Origin of the sequence: Dactylosporangium salmoneum (genome assembly GCF_039532525.1) — a bacterium.
Classification (GTDB): domain Bacteria; phylum Actinomycetota; class Actinomycetes; order Mycobacteriales; family Micromonosporaceae; genus Dactylosporangium; species Dactylosporangium salmoneum.
Genome location: NZ_BAAARV010000084.1, coordinates 1 through 20440 on the forward strand (window position 1 = coordinate 1; position 20440 = coordinate 20440).

General features: G+C 69.8%; 23 protein-coding genes and 1 pseudogene. 11 read left to right on the forward strand and 13 right to left on the reverse strand.

Translation table 11 applies throughout. The features are described from left to right. Positions 1-536: HIT family protein (locus ABD352_RS42600; protein WP_344618286.1), on the forward strand; the 536-nt coding region annotated here is incomplete at its 5' end. A gap of 113 nt (positions 537-649) precedes the next feature. Here the strand turns inward: ABD352_RS42600 and ABD352_RS42605 are convergent. The 3 genes from ABD352_RS42605 to ABD352_RS42615 form a co-directional block, all read right to left on the reverse strand. Next, positions 650-1699, reverse strand: coding sequence for a hypothetical protein (locus tag ABD352_RS42605; protein ID WP_344618287.1), 1050 nt, complete (start codon positions 1697-1699; stop codon positions 650-652). Then, positions 1696-2196 (reverse strand): SigE family RNA polymerase sigma factor, encoded by a 501-nt coding sequence (locus tag ABD352_RS42610; RefSeq protein WP_344618288.1) that lies wholly within the window; start codon positions 2194-2196, stop codon positions 1696-1698. The genes ABD352_RS42605 and ABD352_RS42610 overlap by 4 nt, the downstream gene beginning before the upstream one ends. A gap of 397 nt (positions 2197-2593) precedes the next feature. Next, positions 2594-2953 carry a MerR family transcriptional regulator gene (locus tag ABD352_RS42615; RefSeq protein ID WP_344618289.1) on the reverse strand — a complete coding sequence of 120 codons (360 nt, stop codon included), beginning with the start codon at positions 2951-2953 and terminating at the stop codon, positions 2594-2596. A 59-nt stretch (positions 2954-3012) separates the two neighbouring features. On the opposite strand from ABD352_RS42615, the gene ABD352_RS42620 reads away from it, so the two are divergent. Then, positions 3013-3963, forward strand: a complete 951-nt coding sequence (locus ABD352_RS42620; RefSeq protein WP_344618290.1) for an NAD(P)-dependent oxidoreductase — start codon at positions 3013-3015, stop codon at positions 3961-3963. A 467-nt stretch (positions 3964-4430) separates the two neighbouring features. Here ABD352_RS42620 and ABD352_RS42625 read toward each other — a convergent pair whose 3' ends face one another. Next, complete coding sequence (locus tag ABD352_RS42625) at positions 4431-4700, reverse strand: hypothetical protein (protein ID WP_344618291.1); 270 nt, start codon at positions 4698-4700, stop codon at positions 4431-4433. A 95-nt stretch (positions 4701-4795) separates the two neighbouring features. Further along, on the reverse strand, positions 4796-5842 hold the full coding sequence (locus ABD352_RS42630) for an alpha/beta fold hydrolase (protein ID WP_344618292.1): 1047 nt from the start codon (positions 5840-5842) through the stop codon (positions 4796-4798). Between ABD352_RS42630 and ABD352_RS42635 the strand changes: the two genes are divergently transcribed. Continuing rightward, positions 5816-6760 carry a helix-turn-helix transcriptional regulator gene (locus tag ABD352_RS42635; RefSeq protein ID WP_344618293.1) on the forward strand — a complete coding sequence of 315 codons (945 nt, stop codon included), beginning with the start codon at positions 5816-5818 and terminating at the stop codon, positions 6758-6760. The genes ABD352_RS42630 and ABD352_RS42635 overlap by 27 nt on opposite strands. A gap of 35 nt (positions 6761-6795) precedes the next feature. Here the strand turns inward: ABD352_RS42635 and ABD352_RS42640 are convergent. Then, positions 6796-7161, reverse strand: a pseudogene (locus ABD352_RS42640) (tyrosine-type recombinase/integrase); the annotation flags it as partial. A gap of 76 nt (positions 7162-7237) precedes the next feature. Further along, on the reverse strand, positions 7238-7834 hold the full coding sequence (locus ABD352_RS42645) for a hypothetical protein (RefSeq protein ID WP_344618294.1): 597 nt from the start codon (positions 7832-7834) through the stop codon (positions 7238-7240). A gap of 294 nt (positions 7835-8128) precedes the next feature. Here ABD352_RS42645 and ABD352_RS42650 point away from each other — a divergent pair, with 294 nt between their 5' ends. Continuing rightward, positions 8129-10756 carry a DUF6493 family protein gene (locus ABD352_RS42650; RefSeq protein WP_344618295.1) on the forward strand — a complete coding sequence of 876 codons (2628 nt, stop codon included), beginning with the start codon at positions 8129-8131 and terminating at the stop codon, positions 10754-10756. A 228-nt stretch (positions 10757-10984) separates the two neighbouring features. On the opposite strand, the gene ABD352_RS42655 is transcribed toward ABD352_RS42650, so the two are convergent. Next, on the reverse strand, positions 10985-11305 hold the full coding sequence (locus ABD352_RS42655; RefSeq protein WP_344618296.1) for a hypothetical protein: 321 nt from the start codon (positions 11303-11305) through the stop codon (positions 10985-10987). 238 nt (positions 11306-11543) lie between these two features. Here ABD352_RS42655 and ABD352_RS42660 point away from each other — a divergent pair, with 238 nt between their 5' ends. From ABD352_RS42660 to ABD352_RS42670, 3 genes are all read left to right on the forward strand, one after another. Further along, the gene (locus ABD352_RS42660) at positions 11544-12026 is read left to right on the forward strand and encodes a SigE family RNA polymerase sigma factor (RefSeq protein ID WP_344618297.1); all 483 of its coding nucleotides are present in this window, start codon (positions 11544-11546) and stop codon (positions 12024-12026) included. Positions 12027-12049: 23 nt separating this feature from the next. Next, entirely contained in the window at positions 12050-12814 is a 765-nt protein-coding gene (locus ABD352_RS42665) for a hypothetical protein (RefSeq protein ID WP_344618298.1), read from the forward strand. 617 nt (positions 12815-13431) lie between these two features. Further along, on the forward strand, positions 13432-13737 hold the full coding sequence (locus tag ABD352_RS42670; RefSeq protein WP_344618299.1) for a hypothetical protein: 306 nt from the start codon (positions 13432-13434) through the stop codon (positions 13735-13737). 112 nt (positions 13738-13849) lie between these two features. On the opposite strand, the gene ABD352_RS42675 is transcribed toward ABD352_RS42670, so the two are convergent. Both ABD352_RS42675 and ABD352_RS42680 read right to left on the reverse strand, forming a co-directional pair. Further along, complete coding sequence (locus ABD352_RS42675) at positions 13850-14680, reverse strand: hypothetical protein (RefSeq protein ID WP_344618300.1); 831 nt, start codon at positions 14678-14680, stop codon at positions 13850-13852. 78 nt (positions 14681-14758) lie between these two features. After that, positions 14759-15259 carry a SigE family RNA polymerase sigma factor gene (locus ABD352_RS42680; RefSeq protein WP_344618301.1) on the reverse strand — a complete coding sequence of 167 codons (501 nt, stop codon included), beginning with the start codon at positions 15257-15259 and terminating at the stop codon, positions 14759-14761. A gap of 374 nt (positions 15260-15633) precedes the next feature. Between ABD352_RS42680 and ABD352_RS42685 the strand changes: the two genes are divergently transcribed. Both ABD352_RS42685 and ABD352_RS42690 read left to right on the forward strand, forming a co-directional pair. Beyond that, positions 15634-16182, forward strand: a complete 549-nt coding sequence (locus ABD352_RS42685; RefSeq protein WP_344618302.1) for an SMI1/KNR4 family protein — start codon at positions 15634-15636, stop codon at positions 16180-16182. A gap of 305 nt (positions 16183-16487) precedes the next feature. Further along, positions 16488-17660: a hypothetical protein gene (locus ABD352_RS42690; RefSeq protein WP_344618303.1), complete on the forward strand. Its 1173-nt coding sequence runs from the start codon at positions 16488-16490 to the stop codon at positions 17658-17660. Positions 17661-17721: 61 nt separating this feature from the next. Here ABD352_RS42690 and ABD352_RS42695 read toward each other — a convergent pair whose 3' ends face one another. Further along, positions 17722-17952 (reverse strand): hypothetical protein, encoded by a 231-nt coding sequence (locus tag ABD352_RS42695; protein ID WP_344618304.1) that lies wholly within the window; start codon positions 17950-17952, stop codon positions 17722-17724. A 590-nt stretch (positions 17953-18542) separates the two neighbouring features. Continuing rightward, complete coding sequence (locus ABD352_RS42700) at positions 18543-19160, reverse strand: hypothetical protein (RefSeq protein ID WP_344618305.1); 618 nt, start codon at positions 19158-19160, stop codon at positions 18543-18545. A gap of 52 nt (positions 19161-19212) precedes the next feature. Between ABD352_RS42700 and ABD352_RS42705 the strand changes: the two genes are divergently transcribed. Beyond that, complete coding sequence (locus ABD352_RS42705) at positions 19213-19302, forward strand: hypothetical protein (protein ID WP_344618347.1); 90 nt, start codon at positions 19213-19215, stop codon at positions 19300-19302. Between the two features lie 5 nt (positions 19303-19307). Here ABD352_RS42705 and ABD352_RS42710 read toward each other — a convergent pair whose 3' ends face one another. Continuing rightward, complete coding sequence (locus ABD352_RS42710; RefSeq protein ID WP_344618306.1) at positions 19308-19700, reverse strand: hypothetical protein; 393 nt, start codon at positions 19698-19700, stop codon at positions 19308-19310. A gap of 296 nt (positions 19701-19996) precedes the next feature. On the opposite strand from ABD352_RS42710, the gene ABD352_RS42715 reads away from it, so the two are divergent. Next, positions 19997-20392 carry a hypothetical protein gene (locus ABD352_RS42715; RefSeq protein ID WP_344618307.1) on the forward strand — a complete coding sequence of 132 codons (396 nt, stop codon included), beginning with the start codon at positions 19997-19999 and terminating at the stop codon, positions 20390-20392. Positions 20393-20440: the final 48 nt, after the last annotated feature.

The following is a 20440-nucleotide window of genomic DNA, read 5'->3' on the forward strand; positions in this document are numbered from 1 at the left end:
CGAGTGGAAGACGCCTGGCGAAGCCTTCAACGAGCTGTTATCGTCCACTCAGGACAGTGGTGTTGCAACGACCGGTTGAAACCGGTATGACACAGGACGCGACATCGGCGGCGCAGGGGTGCATCTTCTGCGCCATTGTGGCCCGACAGGCCGAGGCCAGTGTGGTGTACGAGGACGAGACCGTCGTGGTCTTCATGGACCTGAACCCCGTCACACCCGGCCATCTACTCGTCGTGCCACGCGAGCACGTGGTGGGCCTCGAAGACCTCGACGGAGCCACGAGCGCTCACGCTTGGTCGGTCGGTCATCACATGGCACGAGCCTTGCGACGCTCAACCATGCGCTGCGAGGGAATCAATGTCCTCCTCTGTGATGGCGAAGTAGCCTTCCAGACGGTCTTCCACTTCCACCTTCATGTCATCCCTCGCTACGCAGGAGACGGCTGGACCCTCAAGGCCGACTCGCCGGAACGCAAGAGGTCGCTCCTCAACCGCGACGCGCAAGCGATCAAAGACGCTATCGCGTCGACGGACTGACTGGTCACGTCCGTTCATGCCGCTGGTCGAGCGCTGCGGCTCGCCCTAAGCGCTACGCTCCCGACGCCAGCGACCCGCACGCGTTGGCTCGCCCATCTGGTCGTTGAACGGTCTCAGCCCGGCGTCGCCGGAAGCCAGTGCTCCGGCATCGAGATGTCCGAGGCGAACCGGACGGCCTTGGCCACCGTCAGCGCCTCGGCTTCGGTCGCGCCGCGGGAGGTCGTCACGCTCAGGCTCAGCTCGCCGAACTCGGGCAGTTGCAGCTGCACACCGTCCTCGGTCGGCACCAACGCCGCCGGCCAGCCGGCAACCTTGCGGTCCAGCGGAGCCGCGGCGTTCGTGCGCGGCTCCCTTTCGGTGACGATGATCGTGATGCGGTGCGCGGTGCCGGCTTGGCCGTATCCGATGGTCGTGCCGACCAGGGATGCCCGCTCCTGTCGGGCCAGCAACTGCAGCGAAACGTCGCAGTCCTCCACGATGTAGCCGGCCGGCAAGGTGACGGGCGCGGCCGGCGCGGCGCAGTGCGTGCGACGGTCGAGGCGGACGTGCTCGGCCAACTCAATGGCGAGTGCATCGCTGCCGGCGGTCACGTGCATCCACACCCCGGCACCGTCGGCGATCTCCCACACCAGCCGGTGGAAGTCGCCGGAACGGTACAGCGTCGCCGCTCGCTGCCCCACCGTGAGCGCCTGCGTCGACTCCGCGGCTTCGATCGGTTCTGGCTTGTCCAGCAGTTGTAGCTGGGCGCTGGCCGCCCCACCGTCTCGGAGCAGGAGGTCCTGCCCCGGCCCGAACCGCACGTCGTACAGGTCGTACACGGCAGGAATCGCATCGAGGGCGAAGAGCAGCACGCCGGGGTCGCCGGCGGTCACCTCGGCGCGGGTCGGCAAGCGAGCTGCGTCGGTCGTGGGCAGCCCGGGAACGCCGGGCACGACAACGAGCGGAGAAACACCCACCGGCATCGACGGCTCGCCGCCGGTCCGGTACAGCGCAATACCGATGACCAGGGCACCCGTCACCACCACCGCGGTACTTCCGGTGACCAGTCGGCGCGTCGCGATTCGGCGCCGACCTCGTTTGACGGCCCGCTCCGCCAGGACGGTGAAGTCCGCCCGGCTTTCGGCCCGCTCACGGAGTGTCTCGGTCAGCAGCTCGTCGATCATGTCGCGCTCCCAGAGGTCGAGGTGCTCGGTGCCGGGAAATGTCCCCGCAAGGTCGCCAGTCCGCGCGCGGCATGGGTCCGGACGGTCGCCGTGGAGCAGGAAAGGATCTCGGCGATCGCCGCGTCGCCGAGATCCTCGTAGTACCGAAGGACCAGGACCGCGCGCTGCTTCGGCGGCAGGGCGCTGATGAGGCGCCACATCGCGTCCCGGTCGGCCACGGCCTCCTCGTGGTCGCCGTCGCCGTGACGATCGGGGACGGCATCGATCGTCAGTTCTCGGTTGGTCAGCCGCCGCCACCACGAGATGTTCGCGTTGACGAGCATGCGGCGTACGTAGACGTCGGGGCGGTCGGCGGTACTGATCCGGTGCCACTTCGTATATGCGCTGACCAGCACCTCCTGCACAAGGTCTTCAGCCCGGTGCGGGTCGCCGGTCAGCAGGCAGGCAAGGCGCATCAGCGCAGGCCCGCGGGCATACACGTACTCGTGGAAGTCCATCTTCCGAACAGACGCATCCAGTGGCCGCAACCGTTGACCAATTACGCCGCGGGCCGAGGCGTGGTTCCGGTGCTCGCACATCGGCAGACCGGGAAGCCTCTGCCTCGTCGTGCCAGTCACCGTCTGTGACGAGCACTGGCCAGCCGCCGCGCACCAACGGCGGCAGATCCGGATGCCTGACAGTGTTGCGCGGCCTCGGTCAGGACCGCTGTCGCGGAGCGCCCCGCTCCCACCAGTCGTGGGGCCGCTGCGCTCTGATGACCTCCGCGACGATCTCCACCTGACCGTAGTGGCAGTTCTTCCAAAGCTCCTTCGCCGCTCGCGAGTACTGGAACAGCACTGGGTCAACGTCGAATCAGGGCATGAGCGCGGAAGGGATCATGTCGCCCGGGTTCGGTCAGCAAGGGTTAGGGGTGCCTTGGATAAGGCGGTCCAGGATGCCGCGGGCCGCGGCGAGCTTCTCGATAGACGTGGTGATTCGGGTGCGCTCTTCGGCCAGCGCGTCGAGGAGTTCGGGGCAGGTGGGTGCGAGCACCGTCGTGTCGTCGGGGACACAGGGCAGGATCTCGGCGATCGCGGTGGTGCCTATGCCGGCGGAGAGCAGCAGTTGGATGTGCCCCACCGCATACACGGCTTGCTCGTCGTAGTCGCGGTAGCCGCTCGCGCGACGGGCGGGTTTCAACAGACCCTGCTCCTCGTAGTAGCGCAAGGCGCGGGGGGTGGCGCCGGTCTGTCGAGCCAGTTCGCTGATCCGCACGTCCCCAAGCACATCAGGACTTGACCTTCACGTCAACGTGAGGGTTTAGCGTCACTGCCGTGACAGAAAACAACGTTGAGCCCGAACTGCGCTCCACTATTGCGGTGCTGGGGCTTGGCCCGATGGGCCGGGCGCTCGCCGCCGCGGCGCTCACTGGCGGTCATCCCACGGTGGTCTGGAACCGCACGCCAGAGAAGGCGCAAGCGTTCGTGGCCCAAGGTGCTGTGCTCGCGCCCACGGCGGCCGATGCGGTGCGTGGAGCTTCGATCGCCGTCGTGTGCATGATCAACTATGGTGCTGTCCGCGCGAGTGTGGCCGACATCGCCGACTGGCCCACGGGCACGCTCGTCAACCTCAGCAGTGGCCACGCCGGAGAAGCGCGCGCCATGGCGGGCTGGGCCGCACAGCGCGGCATCAGCTACCTGGACGGCGCCATCCTGACGCCGGCGCCCACGGTCGGCACCCGCGCCGCAACGATTCTCTACAGTGGCCCGCGCTCCCTGTTCGATCGCAGCCGCGCCCTGCTTGAGGCCTTTGGCACCAGCGTCTACCTCGGCGACGACATTGGTATCGGGTCGGCGTACGAGATGGCCTTGCTCGATCTGTTCGCCATGTCCGTCGGCGGACTCGCGCACGCCTTCGCCTTGGCCATCGCCGAGGGAATTGAGCCCGCCGCGTTCGCCCGCTTCGCCAAGGGAATCGGCGGCCTGCTGCCCGACATGGCCGACCGTTTTGCCGATCAGCTTGCTGTCGGCCGTTTTCCCGCCGAGGTCTCCAGTATCGCTTCGGCAGGCTCCGCCGTGGCTCACGTCAGTGCCGCCGCCGCCGCTCGCGGCATCGACACCACAACACTACAAGCCGTACAACGGATCATCGGCCGGGCCGCCGCGGCGGGCTATGGCGGCGACAGCTACGCCCGGCTCGCCCAGTTTCTCGCCGAAGCCGACCACGCGGACGCCTCGGCCGAGCTGGCCACGCCAAAGCCGTCGCTGCCCCAGCTGTCGCACTGAACCGCGAACTGCAGGTGCCCGAGCCCGAGAGTCGGTGACTCGGCGGGGACGGTGGGCCGGCGGACGTAGTCGGCGGGTGAATGCGGAAGGCGGAAGGATGCCGTCGATGACGCAGACCCGGTAGAAGCCGACTACGATCGACAGCCGGCGCGAAACGGTGGACGGCTGGTAGCAGCGGACGTCCTGCATCCATCGCACGTAGCGTTCGATGTCGATTCGGACCGCGGCGAGCGGATCGAGGTCGTGTTCAGTGCACCAGCGCAAGAAGACGCGCAAGTCCGACTCGCTGTGCTGCCGGGTCTGGCCGCGGTAGCGACCGAGGTAGGCCGCCACCGCGGCCCGCAGGACAAGCTCACCCGACGACTCGAGGCGGGCGCTGGAGACAGGAAAACGCAGCCATGTATCACGGTGCGTCGCCAGCCACGATGAACGCCAGATCTCCAGTCGCGGCAGATGTGCGCGTCTGATCAGGATTCAGGTTCGCCTTGATCGGGCGGCAGTGCGAAGGTGTCGCCACGCAGGCAGTCCTGTTGAGGCGGCGGTGACAGCGGCCAGGGTTCGTTCGGTACGACCTGAGCTCGCCATCCACCGACCTTCAATCCGTCACGGGCGTACCCTTCAAGCCGGCTGTCGGCGTCCTCACCGAGCAATCCGGCGTGTTCGAGGACGACGAACAGCGACAGGCTCATGCCGTCGACCAGCTGATCGTCACCGGACACCCGGTCATCGCCGCCCATGCCGACACGGTACCGACCTGCGCCGCGCCGAGTTCAGACATCGATGTCCTGCTCGATGCCGAGACTGCCGGCTGCGTGAGCCTGCCCCTGAGTCGCTAGGCGGCCTCCCGCTGGTCCAGCCACTTCAGAATCGCCTCGGTCGTTTCCCGCGGCTTCTCCTGCTGGATCCAATGACCGCAGTCCAGACTGACCACTTCCACATTCGGCACGAATTCCGTCAGTCGTTCAGCCCTCGCGACCGTGTCGCGGTCGCCGTAGATCATGAGGGTGGGCTGTCGGATGATCGGGTCCACGTCCGCCAGTAGGCGCCAGTTGCGGTCCAGGTTTCGGTACCAGTTGATTCCGCCCGTGAACCCTGTTGATTCGAAGGCGGAGACGAAGACGGCCAGTTCGCTGTCACTCATGACGGGGTCACCGAGTGGGGTTTCCGCTCTGGCGAGGTTCATCAACGCATTACCCGGCTGAGGCTCTGCGAGGGGCACGTTCTTCCGGTACAGGTTCCGAAGGAACTGCAACGTGTTCTCCTCGAACACGGCGTCGGCGACGCCCGGCTGCCGGTTGAAGTGGACGAAGTAGAAGTCGGCGCCGAGCACGGCCTCCATGACCTCGATCCAGGGCATCTCTCCGCGCTCTTGGTAGGGCACGCTCAGCGCTACCACGCCGTTGACCCGGTTCGGGTGCAGCAGGGTCAGGCCCCAGACGACGAATGCGCCCCAGTCATGGCCGACGAAGGTGGCATCCTCGTAGCCGTAGTGATCGAGGAGGGCGACGAGGTCACCCGACAGGTGCTCGATGTCGTAGTCCGTCACTTCGGCGGGACGGGACGAGTTGCCGTAACCCCGCTGGTTCGGGACGATGACGTGGTAGCCCGCCGTCGCCAGGGCCGGCACCTGATAGCGCCAGGAAAAGGCGTGCTCCGGCCAGCCGTGACAGAGCACGATGGGGTTCCCCACGTTCTGCCGGCCGGCTTCGAAGACTTCGAGTTCCACACCGTTGACCGAAATGCGGGTGGGCTCGGGAAAATCGATTGTCATGCCGGCATCATGCCGACCGATACCGGTCACCTCCTGACCGGTTTCCGTGGCAGTGTTGTCCGGGTGCGAGCTGACCGGTTGATGGCCATCCTCCTCCTGCTGCAACACCGCGAGCAGGTGACCGCAGCAGAGGTCGCCCGGGAGTTGGAGATCTCCGAGCGCACCGCCCGCCGCGACCTCGACGCCCTGGGCATGGCCGGCGTGCCGGTGTACTCCGTGCAGGGCCGAGGCGGCGGCTGGCGCCTCGTGGGCGGCGCCCGCACCGACCTGTCCGGGTTGACCGCGGGTGAGGCCCGCGCCCTGTTCCTGGTCGCCGGCCCGGCCTCGGCTGTCACGCCAGCCGTGAAAGCGGCGCTGCGCAAGCTCGTCCATGCCCTGCCGGAGCCGTTCCGGGTGCAGGCCGAGGCGGCGGCGTCGTCGCTCGTCACGGACCCGCAACGATGGGGGTCGAGCCGGGCCGAGTCCCGACCGCCTCGCTTCCTCGACGAGCTCCAGGACGCGGTGATCCGCGGCGTCCAGGTCCGGCTCGGCTATGTCGACCGCGAAGGCACCGAAACCGAGCGAACCGTCCACCCGCTGGGCATCGTCGCCAAAGGCCCGTCGTGGTACCTCGTCTCCAGCACCGAGGCCGGTCGGCGGACCTTCCGGATCGACCGCGTGTCGTCCGTCGACCCGACCGGCGATCCCGTGCACCGGCCCGATGACTTCGACCTTGCCGAGAGCTGGCGCGCGATCGCGGACGAGGTCGAACGCAAGCGAACACCCCTCGAGGCCCGGGCGATGTGCGCGCCTCACGGGATAGGCGTGCTCCGGATGGGGTTCGGCGGTCGGCTCGAGGTGGGAGGTTCCACGACCGACGGCCGCATCGAGGTCGTGATCCGCGGCAACGACGAATACATCCTCGCCGGCGAGCTTGCCGGGCTGGTCGCATGGGTCGAGGTGACCGGCCCTCCGGGTGTGCGGGACCACCTGGCCTCGATCGGCAACGCGCTCGTCAAGCGATACGGCTCGGAAGGGCATGAGTAGACGCACGCTCATCGGCATGGTCGCGAGCCGCGGCGTCAGGTTCCGGAGGCCATGTAGGCGGCGAGGATGTAGTTGGGGTGGCGGTCGAGGTTGTTGCGGGCCCGGTCGTAGTGCATCGTCGTGCGGGGGTCGGCGTGGCGGGCGGCGATCTGGACGTCGCGGAGGCTGACCCCGGCGTCGAGCATGGTCGTGACGAACGTGTGTCGCAGCATGTGCGGGTGCATCCTCGGCATCCGTACGCCGGCCGCCGCGGCCAAGTATCTGAGCCGACGGGAGGCGGCATGGTGATCCATCCGCCCGCCGAGCATGTTCCGCAGGATCGGTCCGTCGATACGCTCGCCGATAGCGCGCTCGATCGCCCGGGCCACCGCGGGCGGCAGCGGAATTAGCACGACCTTGCCGCCTTTGCCGCTGCACGCCGCCCCCGACGAACACCGTCGCGTACGTGCCGTCCTGGCCTACCTCGCCGCCACCCGCTCACCCTGACCGGGGCATCAGCCGTTCGATCGTCCAGGCACCGAACAGCGAGCCCCAGGGCGCCGCCTCGTCATCGTCGTCGTCGATGAAGTCGACGTCCGGATCGGCCGCGCTGACCGCCTCCCACAACGCGAACACCGGATCGTCCGGCAGCACCAGGCCCAGCCCGGTGGCCAGCGCGACCTGGAGCTCGCCGAGGTCGGGATGCCGCCGCTGCTCGCCGTCGGCCAGCCAGGCCTGCGCCCGGCGCATCTCGTCCAGCCGACCGCCGCCGGAGAACCCGAGCAGGTCACGCCAGTTCGGTACGGCCACCATCGTCGCTAGCGCACCCGCCAGGCTCGGTCCGACCAGCCCGGCGCTGCCTTCCGACGTCGCGAACAGCACGCGCCGCGCCGGCGCCGGCGCGCCCACGAGAAAGTACCGTCCCCCGGTCCCGTCCACGGCGATCGCCTGCAGGCTCTCGCCCGACGACAACCGGGCCGCGAAGGCACCGGCGTAGGCCAGTTCCTCGACGTCGAAATCGATCAGCTCCCGGAGGATGCCGGAGAGGTCCGGCGTCTCCGCCAGCAGCTGCAGCACTACCGCATCGTCGGGCACCGGCCGAGGGTACCGCCGTCCCTAACTCTTGGAGGGACGTTGGGTGCAGGTCCGACACCCCTCCAGTACCCAACGCCCTGACCCACCGTCGACGTGGTTGCTCGTTCCGCGGGCTGACTGACAACATGAACGCGGCTGAACCGACCGCGGGCGGCAGTGGTCATTTGTCGGGCCCAGGGCAGGACGGCCCGTGAGCGTCCCTGCCTAGCGACCGGATCGCGGCAGATCCGTGCACCCACGACGATGTGGCACGAATCGAGACCGCGGAAGTGGCGGCACGTATACCCTGCGACCGTGGCGACGCTGACCGAACTCCTGACCCTTGACGTCGAGGCGCTGCTCGACCGGGTGTGCGTGTTCAACGCCGACGATCGGGCGGCGCTGCACCGGCCGGCGCAGCATGCCTGGGAGCGGTACGCGTGGCGGGACGCCATCGACGGTCGCAAGGACCGGTTCACCCCCGAGGAGGGCCGCCGACTGGAGCTGATCCTCATGGCCACGGCGCCAGTTGACCGGCTGCACTGGCCGGCGGACGGCCGGCAGTTGCGGGTGGCCCGCTCGCGGGGCAGCCGGTTCGTGCACGCGCTCGCCCGGCACGTGGTGCACGGGATGGCGACCGAGGATTCCGGCCCGGACTTCGGCGTTGTCCGCCGGGCGGAACGCGACGGCCTCGTCACGTTGGACGCCGACGACGACTACGTACTGGCGATGATCGGTGGGCTCGGTGGACGGTTCAGCGACGGCGGGCGCCGGGCGGATCTGCTGCGGGCCGACCCGGACCTGCTGGCCCGGGCGTTCTGGCGGATCTTCGAGATCGAGGGCAACCGGCAGGTGAGCCTCACCAACGTCGACAAGTACAGTGGCGCGGCCGTGCAGACCTGGCACGACGCGGTCCTCGATCTGCTGTCTGATGCCACGATCGACCGCGCGCGGGTCCTGGACGCGACCGTCGCCGCGCTCGGGCTCGGCTTCCCGCAGTACCGCGCTGGCTGGTACTCGCGGCTGCATGCCGCGTTGGCGCCGTCCGTCGACGAACGCGCCGCTCGTCAGGCCGGGTACGCGACGCTGCTGCACAGCTCCGTGCGGCCCACCGTCGCGCTCGCCGTCGACGCCCTCACCGCGGTGCAGAAGGCGGGCCGGCTCGACCACGACGCCGTCGCGCTCGCCCACGGGCTCGCCGCCGCGGTGTTCGTACCGGCGAAATCCACCGCGACGAAGGCCCTCACCCTCGCGGCGCGGATCGGCGGCGGACAGCCGGCCGTCATCGTCGCCGCGCTCGGCCATCCGCATGCCGACGTTCAGGCCGCCGCCGTCGAGCTGTCGCGGGTTCGCAGTGAGCCCGGCCCCGTCCTGTCCGCGTTGCCGACGCTGGCGCCCGCGGTCGCGGCCGCGGCTCGCGAGTGGCTCGGCTCGCTCGGCTGGCTCAGCGCGGAGACCCCCACGGTCACGGCACTGGTCGCCCCGCCGGATGTCGCCGCGCCGGTGCTGGAGGCGGTGACGCCGATCACCGGCCCGGCGGACCTGGCCGAGGCGTTCGCCATCCTGCTGGCCGACCCGACCGACGCGGAACTGCTCGAACGCGCGCTCTGCGCGGCCGCCCGGCTCGGCCCGGAACCCGGTGAGTACGCCAGCCTGGCCCGCCGGGCGGCACGCCTGCTGCGCGACGGTCCGGCGTACGAGTGGGACCTGCTGCTCGACGTCGTCGCCGGCGTGGTGCTCGCCGCCGCCCACGCACCGCCGGTGCGCAGGCTGCCGCCGCTCCCGCCACAGGTGCGGCTGCTCGCCGGGCGGGCGGCCGCCGTGGAATCCGCGTTGCGGACCGGGCGCCGATTCGCCCCGTGCGCCGAGCCGACGCACGCCGGCGGCTGGATCGCGCCGGCCGTGCTCGTCCAGCGGCTCGCCACCGGCGCCGCGCCGGACCCGCTCGACGCGGTCGCCGCGCTCCTGCGGCTCGGGCCCGACCCAGCCGGCGTGTCGCCGACGATCCGCGACGCGGCGGCCGCGGTACCCGGCGCCGTCGGCACCGCCCTCCGGTACGCTCTCGGCGGCCCACCAGCGGCGCCCCTCAGCCGTCCCGACCGTCCGCTGTGGGTCGCCGCCGCCCGGGCCCGCGCACCGCGCGGCGACGATGCGCCGCTGATCGACCGCGGACCCGGCTTCGACGCGGCCGGCGCCGGACGGGCCCCCGCGTGGCGGGTGTCATTCGATCCCGAACGGCGCTACAGCCGCGTCCGGGTCGACGCGCTCGGACCGGCCGCCGCGCCGGCACCCCCCGATCCGGCGCTGCCCACCGTGGCGCTCGCCGGCGTGGATTCGTCGCCGAACGACCGGTTGCCGAGCGCGCCGTGGCACCCATGGATCGCGTCGCTGTGGCCCGGCAACCTCGAGCCCCTCCTGGCCATCGCGCTCCAGCACCAGCTCATGTCCCTCGACGGCACCATCAACGGCGGCGCCGGGACCCACGCCCTGCAACTGCTCAGCCGCACGGTCGTCGAGCTGCCGCCGCTGAGCCCCTACATCGTCGCGGCCGGACTGGCGGCGGCCGGCATCAGCGACCGCGTCGCCGCCGTCGACGCCGCCGCGGCGCTGCTACCCCAGCGGATGGAGCCGGAGGCGCTGGCATCCGCGATGGCGACGCTGGCTCCAGCGGTACCACTGAACCGATGGGCCGACTCGCTGGGCGACCTGTCCATGGCTGGGCTCGGCGCGCAGGTCCGAGCGCTGCTCACCGCCCTGCTGCCGTCCCTCGACCGGACCACCCGCGGCCTGCACACCCTGGTGGAACTGCTCCGCGACGAACATCTGCGCGCCGCCGTACCGGCGACTGAGCCCGCCCTGAGGCAATGGCTGTTCGCGACCGGCGGCAGGTCGAAAACCACCGCCGCCGCGCGATCACTCCTCGGCTACCTGGGCCCCGGCTGACCCCATCGCATCTGCGTAGTCAAGAACCCGGGCGTTCGATTCAAGAATCGTTCATGATCTGCCGCCGAAGCTCTCTCCTCGAGCACCGGGCAGGAGCCTCGCCGTGTGTAACACTTCGATCCGACGCTGCATCAGCAGCATGATGGCCGTCGTCACGGCCGCCGCGACGATTGCGGTCACGGGCGAGACGGCGGCCGCGGCGCCGCAGCAGAAGCCGGGGTCAGATCGTCAACAAGAACGGCAGTGTCTCGCCATCGAGGGTGGCAACACCAACGGTGCCGCTCGCCTGCTCGTGTGTGTCTCGATCGGCTTGTCAGGCTCGCGTACCCAGAATGCGGCCAGCCCACCGGAGCTGTCTTGCCCGAAGACTCGGAACGGTGCAATGACAGCCGCCGGGTTGCCGGTCCAGGACTGCCACCACTGAGATGTCTCGACGGACCACATGAACTCGTCGTAAGGCTCGAAGTCGTGGCTGTCATGGTTGGCCGAGAAACCCTCAGCGTGTGCTGCAACCAGCGGGGCCGGCAGCGTACGGTCCTCGTCCTGCACCAGCGAAGTCTATGAGGGTTGCCTTGAGCGAATCGAGGATGACCCCGCCAAGGAAGCAACACCGAACATTCGACCAGCGCGACCAGCGCATGTCCGGACACACGCGATCAAGCGCGACCGGACATTGGCGGCGTTGGTCGGGTCGAACGCGAGACACAGGGAATCCGTGACGGCGTGCAACCCCGCGCCGGGGCGGCGCGGTCGTACGGCTGACACCCCCCGGCCGTTGGAGGTCCGCTTGTCCAGATCCGACGACGAGTTCCACGCGTTCGTCGCCGAGCGCCTCGATCGATGGCGAAGAAGCGCCTATCTGTTGTGCGGCGACTGGCACCTCGCCGACGACCTCGTCTCGCAGGCATTGATCAAACTGCACCGGAGCTGGTCGAAGGCGCGCAGCGCCGACAACGTCGACGCGTACGCGCAGAAGGTGCTGACCCGGTGCTGGCTGACCGAGCGGGGGCGCCGCTGGCGCCACCTGGAACAGACGCACTCCGACCCGCCGCCCCGGTCGTACCTGCCCGACGACCGGGTGGTCGACCGGTTGCCGCTGGCCGACCTGCTCCGCTCGCTCGGGCCACGCCAGCGCGCAGTGCTGATCCTGCGCTTCTACCTCGACCACTCGATCGAGGAGACCGCCGAGATCCTCGGCGTGTCCCCCGGAACCATCAAGAGCCAGTCGGCACGCGCCCTGCAGCAGCTCCGCATCGGAACGCCCCGATGACCCACCCACTGGAAGGAACGTTGATGCAGCAGTTGTTCGACGAAGTGATCGGCACGCCGCCGCCCACGGCCATCGACTCGCGGGCGATCGTACGCCGCGATCGCCGGGTGCGCGCCACGCTGTGGAGCGCGCTCGGCACCACCGCGATTGCGGCCGGGCTCGCGGTGGTCGTACTCGTCACGGGCACCGGGCCTGCCGGCACGCCACCCGTGGGCGCGCCACCGGCCGACGCCTCGGTCCTCCCGGACAACCGCCTCCAACTGCGGTCGGCGACGCGTGAGGAGGCGCAAGTCAGTGCCGGCCCGCTCAAGGCCGCCCTCGACGCGGCCGTACGGGCGGCGGTGCCGTCGGCACAATGGGACCCGAAGGGCTTCGACATCACCGTCATCGACTACGTGTCGCCGTTGGGATGGATCGGATCGGCCGAGGTCACGAACGGCGGAGCGAGGGGCAGCGTCAACGTCATGTTGCACGGCTTCTCCGCGTCCATGACGATCGATCCGCTGACCTGCGCGACGCTCGCGACCGTTCCCGGCAAGAAGGCAGACGGGCAGCGAGGCGACAACCCAGCCTCGGCTCCGCCGTGCGTCGATGCGAAAACGGCGTCCGGCAAGCCGGTAGTCACGTACACGGTGAACAGCAAGGATGTGAAAAGGTTCGAGGTCCGGATCGGGCTCGCAGACAACCGGGTCATGACCGTCACAAGCGGCGGTGACGACAAGACGCCCGCCCTGACCCTCGACCAACTCGTCCGGATCGCACAGGAGGCGACCGACCGCATCAAGTGATCAATGCGAGGGGACGAGTTGCGCGCCGGCCATCGCGCGCAACTCGTCCCTGAAGGTGCCGATGCTGTCGCGGAACCCCGGAATCCGAACTACGGATCTTCAGGGTGCCAACGTACGCGTTGTGGTCGCGGCGCATCTCGCCGTCGAGCACCTGCCAGGAAACAATCCGCCATGCGCGGATCGCGCCGGCCCACACGGTGATCCGTTCGCGGTGCCGGCCCATGGATCTGGTTCGCTCGGAGTGCAACGGCGCGTTCTTCCGGCCGTGAACCGGACCCACAGGCCCAGGGGAGGCCGGGACGCGGCCTGACGCCCGATGGCCACCACTTCCTTAAGAGCTCGTTCCTGCGCGGGCTGGCCCGGGGCATCACCCAGGCGTACCAGCCCGGCCAGGCGCGCATCATCCTGATCGACTACCGGCGCAGCCTGCTCGGCTGCGCCGGTACCGACCACCTCATCGGCCACGCCACCTCCCGCCAGGTCGCCGACGAGATGGTGCAGCAGGCGGCGGCGACCGAGGAGCGGCTGCCCGGCCCGGACGTGACCGCGCGCAGCTGTGCGACCGCGGCTGGTGGCGCGGTCCCGAGCTGTTCCTGCTGGTCGACGACTACGACCGGGTGGCCGCCGGTGTCGACAACCCGCTGTTGCCGTTGGTGGAGCTGTTCGCCCAGGGCCGGGACATCGGCCTTCACGTCGCACTGGCTCGCAACGCGCACGGCGCAGCCCGCGCGCTGTTCGATCCGGTGATCGGTCGCATTCGAGAACTGGCCTCGACCGGCATCCTGCTGTCCGGTCCCGGTGAGGAGGGCGCGCTGCTCGGCGGCGTCAGGCCGCAGCCCCTGCCGCCCGGCAGGGGCTGGCTGGTCACCCGGCGCGAGGGCCGACGGGTCGTGCGCTTCCCGTGGGTACCGCCGGCGCCTTGATGGGCGCCGAGACGGCGCTCGCTGTCCTGGATGTCACGGTTCGAACAGCGAGCTCGTCAACTCGGCGCCTGCGGTGCGCCCGGTCGTGCCTGCACGTAAGGCGGCCGTCGCGTCAACCGCCCGCGACGGCCGAGTGCGGTTCGGGGGTCAACCGGCTGTCGTGCCCGATCGCGACGAGCTGCTCGAGGGTCAGCACCGGGTCGGCCTGCGATCCCGGGCCGCCTTGGTTATCCGCCGCGAGCACGATCGACTGGCCGTCGGGGTGGTCGACGATCACGAAGTTGGAGCGGATGCCGTTCGCGTTGGTCACGCGCTGCAGCACCTTGGTCCCGTCGGCCTCGGTGTGTACGTTGCACGGCCCGGTCTCGCCCTGCGCGAAGCACTCGTTCGGCGGGTGAAAACCCTGCCCCCGGGTGCCCAGGTTGACCACGAGTCTGCCACGCCGTCCCTGAAGCTGCAGGTTCGCCTCGGCGCGGTAGCTGTTGCTGGGGATCGTGTCGGTCCCCATGTACTTCGGGTTGAACGCGTGGGCCGGAATAATGACGCCGGGGGCGTGGGCCGTGATCGCCTGCGGGAGTTTCTGTGCCAGGTACGTCTCCACGTAGTTCGCCCGGTCCCGCGCCACCGGGCCGTTTGGCTGGGAGGTCCCGCTCGCGCCGACCCCGGACGGCGGCCCTGGGCTGTCGACGACAGACGGGGCGGCCACCGTCGCGCCGTTCGAACCGGCGCCGTTGCCGCCGGGACCGCCGACACCGCTCCCGCCGGTCGAGCCGCTGGCGAGCACCACGGCGGCGCTGACCGCGGCGGCCGCGGCGGCGCCGCCCGAGCCCACCGTGGCCAGGCGGCGCACGACCGCGCGGCGGCGGCCCCGGGCGATCACCTTGTCCACGTCGATCGGCGATGGCGGTACCACGCCGATCGCCGCGTCGAAGTCATCGCGCATCATCACACCTCCGGTGCGTTCGTGTACAAATCAGTTCCGATGCCCGCGCGGGGTGGTCGCAACGGGCGCAGACGGCCGTCATCCCCCCACCTGCGACGGGTCGGGCAGCGCCGCTCGCAGGGTGTCCAGGGCGCGGGCCGTCTGGCTCTTCACCGTGCCGGGCGAGATGCCGAGCACCTCCGCCGTCTCCTCGACCGAGTGGTCCAGGTAGAAGCGCAGCACGAGCACCGCCCGGCGGCGTTTCGGCAGCGAACGGAGCAGGGCCAGCAGGTCCCCGTGTTCACCGCGCGGGGGCACGGCGACGTCCGCCACCTCCGGCAGCTGGTCGGCGGGGACCTCGCGCCGCCACGGGCGCCGGCGCTCGTCCAGCCAGGCGTTGACCAGCATCGCCCGCACGTACGCGTCGATGTTGTCGGCCTGACGGGCCCGGCGCCACTTGTCGTACAACTTGGCCAGCGTGGTCGAAACCAGATCGTCGGCCGTGTGCCAGTCGTGGCACAACAGATAGGCCGTGCGCCGCAGGACGTCCATCCGCAGCGTGACGTACTCGCGGTACGCCGCCTCTTGGGATCGCTGCACGTCCCTCCCTTCCTATGTCTCTACATTGCGGGACGGAAGGACGCGGCGATCAGGTTGCTTTTGTCAGTAGCGCGGCGCGAGCCGACGGTTCGTCTGCAATCAGACCTACGACCGCAGCCCGGCCAGGCTTGCACCGCACCGCACCGAGACTGTTTGATCATGCCAACGTGCCGGCAACCCTGGCTCGCGACCTTCCCTCCGAACTGTTCAGCCTCAACGCCCCGCCACGCACGGGCATCGGCAGAGTTGTGCACCGGCCGGCTTGGACGCCCGTTCATCGATTCCGGATGGCGGGTCTGCCGGACCGCACCGCGGCGCGGCTCTCGTCCAGGTGATCGGCCGGTACGGTAGTGCACCGACCCCAGGAGAGCCTCATGTATGACGACGCGGTTCGGCGCACCTTTCCGGGCGTTGCGCTGGATTCATTCTGGGACGACGGAGAGTATGCGCTCGACGCCTACCTCGACGAGCCGCCTTCGGCCGAGTTGGTGGCTTCGGTGCAGGCCGAGCTCGGATACCGGTTGCCCACGTCCTACGTGACCCTGATGAAGTCGCACAACGGCGGTATTCCTCGTAACGGGTGCTGCCCGGCGCCGAGCCGAACGACGTGGGCCGACGACCACGTCGGCGTACACGGGATCATGGGGATAGGCCGGAGCAAGCGCTATTCGCTGGCGGGCGCCGCGGGCCAGCGGTTGTGGCTGGACGAATGGGGTTATCCGCCGATCGGGGTCTACTTCGCCGACTGCCCTTCGGGCGGTCACGACATGATCGCGTTCGACTACAGTGAGTGCGGTCCGGCCGGCGAGCCGCGAGTGGTCCACGTCGACCAGGAGCAGGATTACCGGGTGACAGTGCTGGCGCCCGACTTCGTGTCCTTCGTGCAGGCTCTGCGGCCGGAAAGCGAGTACAACTACGATTAGTGGTCTCTCAGCGCATTGCATGGTGCCACCCCAGCGCATCCGCTCATCGGCTAGAAGCGCGCACCAGTCGCTGGCGAGGGATGGTCACGCGGGGTGGCGTGGCGGGCTTCCGGGAGCCTGCAGGCCCGATCGGCGGTATGACAGCGCAGGTGATCAAGCGTATTCATGCGGCCAGCAGCGTCGGATGCCGCGTTACGACAGCACGCGACCGCTAGCAGCCGCCCACGACTGCGCTGCAGCCGACGTGAGCAACGTGACGCCGTTGCGGGCGGCGCCTACGCTGAGCGCGCCGGGGGTGGTCATCAGTGGCGCGCGCTCACGTGGAGCATCGGGCACGGCAGCGGCTCGGCCTGGCCCTGCGGATGTCCGCCGCGGGTGAGCACGCCTGGGCGATCGACGCCGCCAAAGACGCCGTCGAGCTGCTCGTCCCCGCCGCCGGCCGGCATCCCGCTGCCCTGGCGCGCGCGCTCGCCGTCCGCGCCGCCTGCCTGCACGTCCGCGGTCGCACCGAGGACGCCGCCCGCGACGCCGACGCCTGTGGCCGGTACGCCGACGAGGCCCTGTCCCGCGACAGCGCCAGCGCAGATCAGCTCGACGACCTCGCCGATGCCGCGGTCTACCTGGGAGTCGCGGGCCGAGACGAGCAGGCGGTGGTACTGATCGACCAATGCCTCGAACGCGGCCGGCCCCTCGCTCGCCGCCCGGCCGGACCCGCCGTCGCCAAGGCCATGCGCTTGCGCGACGCGGGCCGGGACGAGGAGGCCGTGGAGCTGCTGACCGAGGCCGTCGACGGCCCCTGGAACACCTGGCAGCTGAAGGCCACCGCCCTGCTGTACGAGGCCCTCGGCCACACCGGCCGTACCGACTCGCTGCGCCGCAGACCGCCCGGGGACCTGATCCCTCTGCGCGTCGCGGCCGCCGCCAGCCTGCAGTGGCGGATCAGGTACATCAGCGTGCTGGAAGTGCTTGCGCGCCACGGCATCGAGACCGGCCGCCGCCCGGTCACTGCACGCCTCGCCCGCCAGCGCCGCATCCTGCGCCGCCGCGCCGCCGTCCGCCGCACGCTGTTCAACGCCGTCGCTTCGGTGGCAACCTTCGGCCGTCTGCACGTCGCGGACCATCTTCCCGATACCGTTAACGTCAGCCGCCTCACGGCGAAGGCCTGCGCCGCCCGCGCCGAGGCCAAAATCCGCCGCCTTGGCGGCAGCGACGACCCCCGCCGTCTCACCCTGGCCTGGGGCGCGCTCGCCAGGGCCCGCTGGCAGTCCGGCGGTCGCCGCAGCGACGCCCTCCAGGCTCAACGCACAGCCCTGGCCGCCGCCCGTCGCTGGGCCGAGGCCGACCCTTCGGTCGGCACCGCCGCCCTCCGCCGGCACCTGCGCCGCTTCGCCGACTACGCCAGCACCATCGGCCTGCAGACCGACGCAGAAGCCGCCCGGGCCGAGGCGGCGGCACTCAACAACCGAGAACGTGGTTAGTCGTGACCTTCCACCGCCTCCCGCCCGGCTGCCTGCTATGCCAGACCAGCGGCGTGCAGCTCTAGGCTCCGGCGCTGTCGAAGCGGAATGCGTAGTACTCGCTGTCGCGGTTCACGGTGAAGCCGAGCGTTTCCAGGTGGGACAGTTCCTCGTCGGTGAACGACTTGGCGTCGGCCAGGACGAACAGCTGGCCGTGTTCGATGTCCAGCGGATAGCCCGGATTGGCGGGGTGTTCGGCTAGCAAGGTCAGGCCCTCGATCAGGTTGGCCCAGGCGGGCGGAGGGACGGTCATCAGGGGTCTCCGGTCAGGCGTCGATGTGGATGTCATTGCCGCAGGGCGATCACGATATCGGCGTCCTGCAGGAGGCGCTGGACAGGCTGCCGGCGCCGGCAGCCGCCGCGGTGGGGCGGCAGCTGACGCCGCTGGATGACGAGTTCCACCGACGAACAGTGCCGGATCCGCATCTGCCGGAAGCTTGGCCGTGGTGGGATCGGCGGTGCATGGCATGGGCACGGTCGACCGGTGGCTGTTCCGTGATGTGCCGAGGTCGGCGCGGAGTCCCCGTAGGCCGAAGATCAAGAGCCGAAAGCCACAGACATTTCCAAATTTAGGGGAAAGCAATGATTTGAGGCGAGTGCGAAGGGTCTGCGGACGCGACTTGCCTGTCGCGGTCGGTGGTCACCGCACGCTGTACTGCGCAAGGTTCGGGGGCTGGCAGGACGGGCCGGCGGGGCCGGCGCTTCCCGCCAGGGTGGTTGCCGGTGCCGACGGTAGCGAGTTGCGCGTTCATCGCGCGAGCGCGCCTTCCGGGGCCGCGTATCGCAGAGCGTAACGGTCTTCGGGACGCCGCGCGCATGGCTGAGGGTCTGTGGGGGGTCGGGTCATTGCCGTGCGTGGTACGACAGGTAGTCGCGGATCCGCGCGATCGCCGAATCGCACTCGGCGACGACGGCAGCGTCGGCGGTCGCGGCACGGGCGGTGGCGAGCAGGCGTAGCGGTGCGTCGCCGGCCATCCACGCCTCGACGCGTCCGAGCGGGTCGCGAACAGGAATCACGTAGCACGCGACGAACGAGGCCAGGTGCCGCGCGGCGGTTTCGGTGGGCGTGGCGGACCAGATGTCGAGGTACGGCTGCAGGTCCTCGTCAAATCCGCTCAACGCCTCGAGCATGTCCTCCGCGGCCATCGCGGTGGGCCAGGCGGCCAGGAAATCGCGCCACAGTGCGAACTGGTACGACCGAACGGCGGCCTGGTCGTCTGCCGGCCAGCCGGCCGTAGCCGTCTTCAGCCGGCCGAGCGTCGTGTCCAGCAGCGAGTGGTCATCGAGCGCGCCGAGCGCGAACAGCTCCAGGATCCGCGGTACGAAATGCAGCCAGTCCCGATCGTCGCCCCATGTCCCGCCGGCCTTCCACGCGAACCGACGCAGCTGCTCGGCCGACAGGTCCTCCAGCGGGATCTCGCACAGCACCCGGGCCTCGTAAGCCGGTTCGAGGACCTGCACGCCCCGGGCGGTCAAGGGCCGCGTCGGTGTCCTGGTGTCCCTTGCCGCCGCGGTGCTGGCCGGTGGTGCGGTGGCCTGGATGAACTGGCTGATCGGCATCGGCGCCCAACTCCGGCCCGGGGTCGGGGGACCGGAACCCTGAGCGTGTCAGCCGGCGGTCGGGGCTGGCAGGGCTCGAAGGGCGACCGCTTGGCTGGTGGCGAACAGGGCGACGTCGATAGCTATCGCCAGGATCGCCGCGACCACGAGCACAGTGGCCGACGTGGCGGAGGCTGCCGCGACAACGGCAGCCGCGAGCACATTGACCGCCATGACCAGGCGGAGTGCCGACCGTAGCGGAACCCGGGCGAGCAGCCACAGAACCAGCCCTGCCCACCCAACGACCACGGCTCCGGCTGCCAGGAGCACGGCTTCGGGAAGGGCCACCACCTGCGCCATGGGCGCTGCGGTGAGGGCGACCGCGCCACCGAGTACGGCGCAGTAGGCGGCATCAAGTCGGAGGCTCCACCGGCCTAGCTTTTCGCCGTTGATTTTCGCCATTCGCTTGGCCCCTGTTCGTCGACTTTCGGCCCCCGGGGCCGGTCGGTCTGGCTCACTGCCGTCCATGGTAGGCCGCACCGAGGCCGGGGCGGAGGGGCGTACCTGTGGGTGGAGCCGTCCGAATGCACGTGGTGAAGGAGAACCGCCGCGAAAAGGGAGTCACCTTGGAAGACGACACCTGCAAAACTTTCGAGAGAGTATCCGTACGTAGTACGGCGTAGTTGTGTTGGTGAGCATCTCGACCTCGACCCTCTCGTGAGGCTCGGCGTCCCGTTTCCAGCAGCGAGGAGCCGTGCATGGGCATCGACTACAGTTTCCAGCTGTACGTCCATCGCAACCATATTGCCGATTTGCTTACGGCAGTCGCCGCGCTGTGTGACCCGAACAGCGACGAGCAGCCCACGGTGATCGTGCCCGACGGCACCCTGATGAGGCTGCCCGGCACGTACGGACTTTCGGCTGGGCGGACCGCGGTACTCGCCGACGTGGTCGCCGGCCCGGACGCGTCGAGCTTTGACCTGTCGCTGTGCTTCCCGCAGGATGACCGGTTGCGCAGCTACCGCGACAGCGCAGCCGCAGACGGCGACGTCCGCTGCGTCTGGCCGGACGGAACAACCCGGGTGCGGATCGCCCAGCCGCCGGCGAGGGATGGTTACGCGGCGTGGCTGGCTTCCGGGAGCCTGCAGGCCTGATCGGCGGCAGCTGTGCGCACGCGACCGCTACTTGGCCACTCCTCGAAC

Excerpts from the sequence above, each read along its gene's own strand:
- ABD352_RS42685 (WP_344618302.1), top strand. The coding sequence starts at position 15,634 with ATGTATGACGACGCGGTTCGGCGCACCTTTCCGGGCGTTGCGCTGGAT.
- ABD352_RS42710 (WP_344618306.1), bottom strand. The coding sequence starts at position 19,700 with ATGGCGAAAATCAACGGCGAAAAGCTAGGCCGGTGGAGCCTCCGACTT.
- ABD352_RS42605 (WP_344618287.1), bottom strand. The coding sequence starts at position 1,699 with ATGATCGACGAGCTGCTGACCGAGACACTCCGTGAGCGGGCCGAAAGC.
- ABD352_RS42675 (WP_344618300.1), bottom strand. The coding sequence starts at position 14,680 with ATGCGCGATGACTTCGACGCGGCGATCGGCGTGGTACCGCCATCGCCG.
- ABD352_RS42625 (WP_344618291.1), bottom strand. The coding sequence starts at position 4,700 with ATGGGCGGCGATGACCGGGTGTCCGGTGACGATCAGCTGGTCGACGGC.
- ABD352_RS42610 (WP_344618288.1), bottom strand. The coding sequence starts at position 2,196 with ATGGACTTCCACGAGTACGTGTATGCCCGCGGGCCTGCGCTGATGCGC.
- ABD352_RS42635 (WP_344618293.1), top strand. The coding sequence starts at position 5,816 with ATGGCCATCCTCCTCCTGCTGCAACACCGCGAGCAGGTGACCGCAGCA.
- ABD352_RS42695 (WP_344618304.1), bottom strand. The coding sequence starts at position 17,952 with ATGACCGTCCCTCCGCCCGCCTGGGCCAACCTGATCGAGGGCCTGACC.
- ABD352_RS42715 (WP_344618307.1), top strand. The coding sequence starts at position 19,997 with ATGGGCATCGACTACAGTTTCCAGCTGTACGTCCATCGCAACCATATT.
- ABD352_RS42665 (WP_344618298.1), top strand. The coding sequence starts at position 12,050 with ATGCAGCAGTTGTTCGACGAAGTGATCGGCACGCCGCCGCCCACGGCC.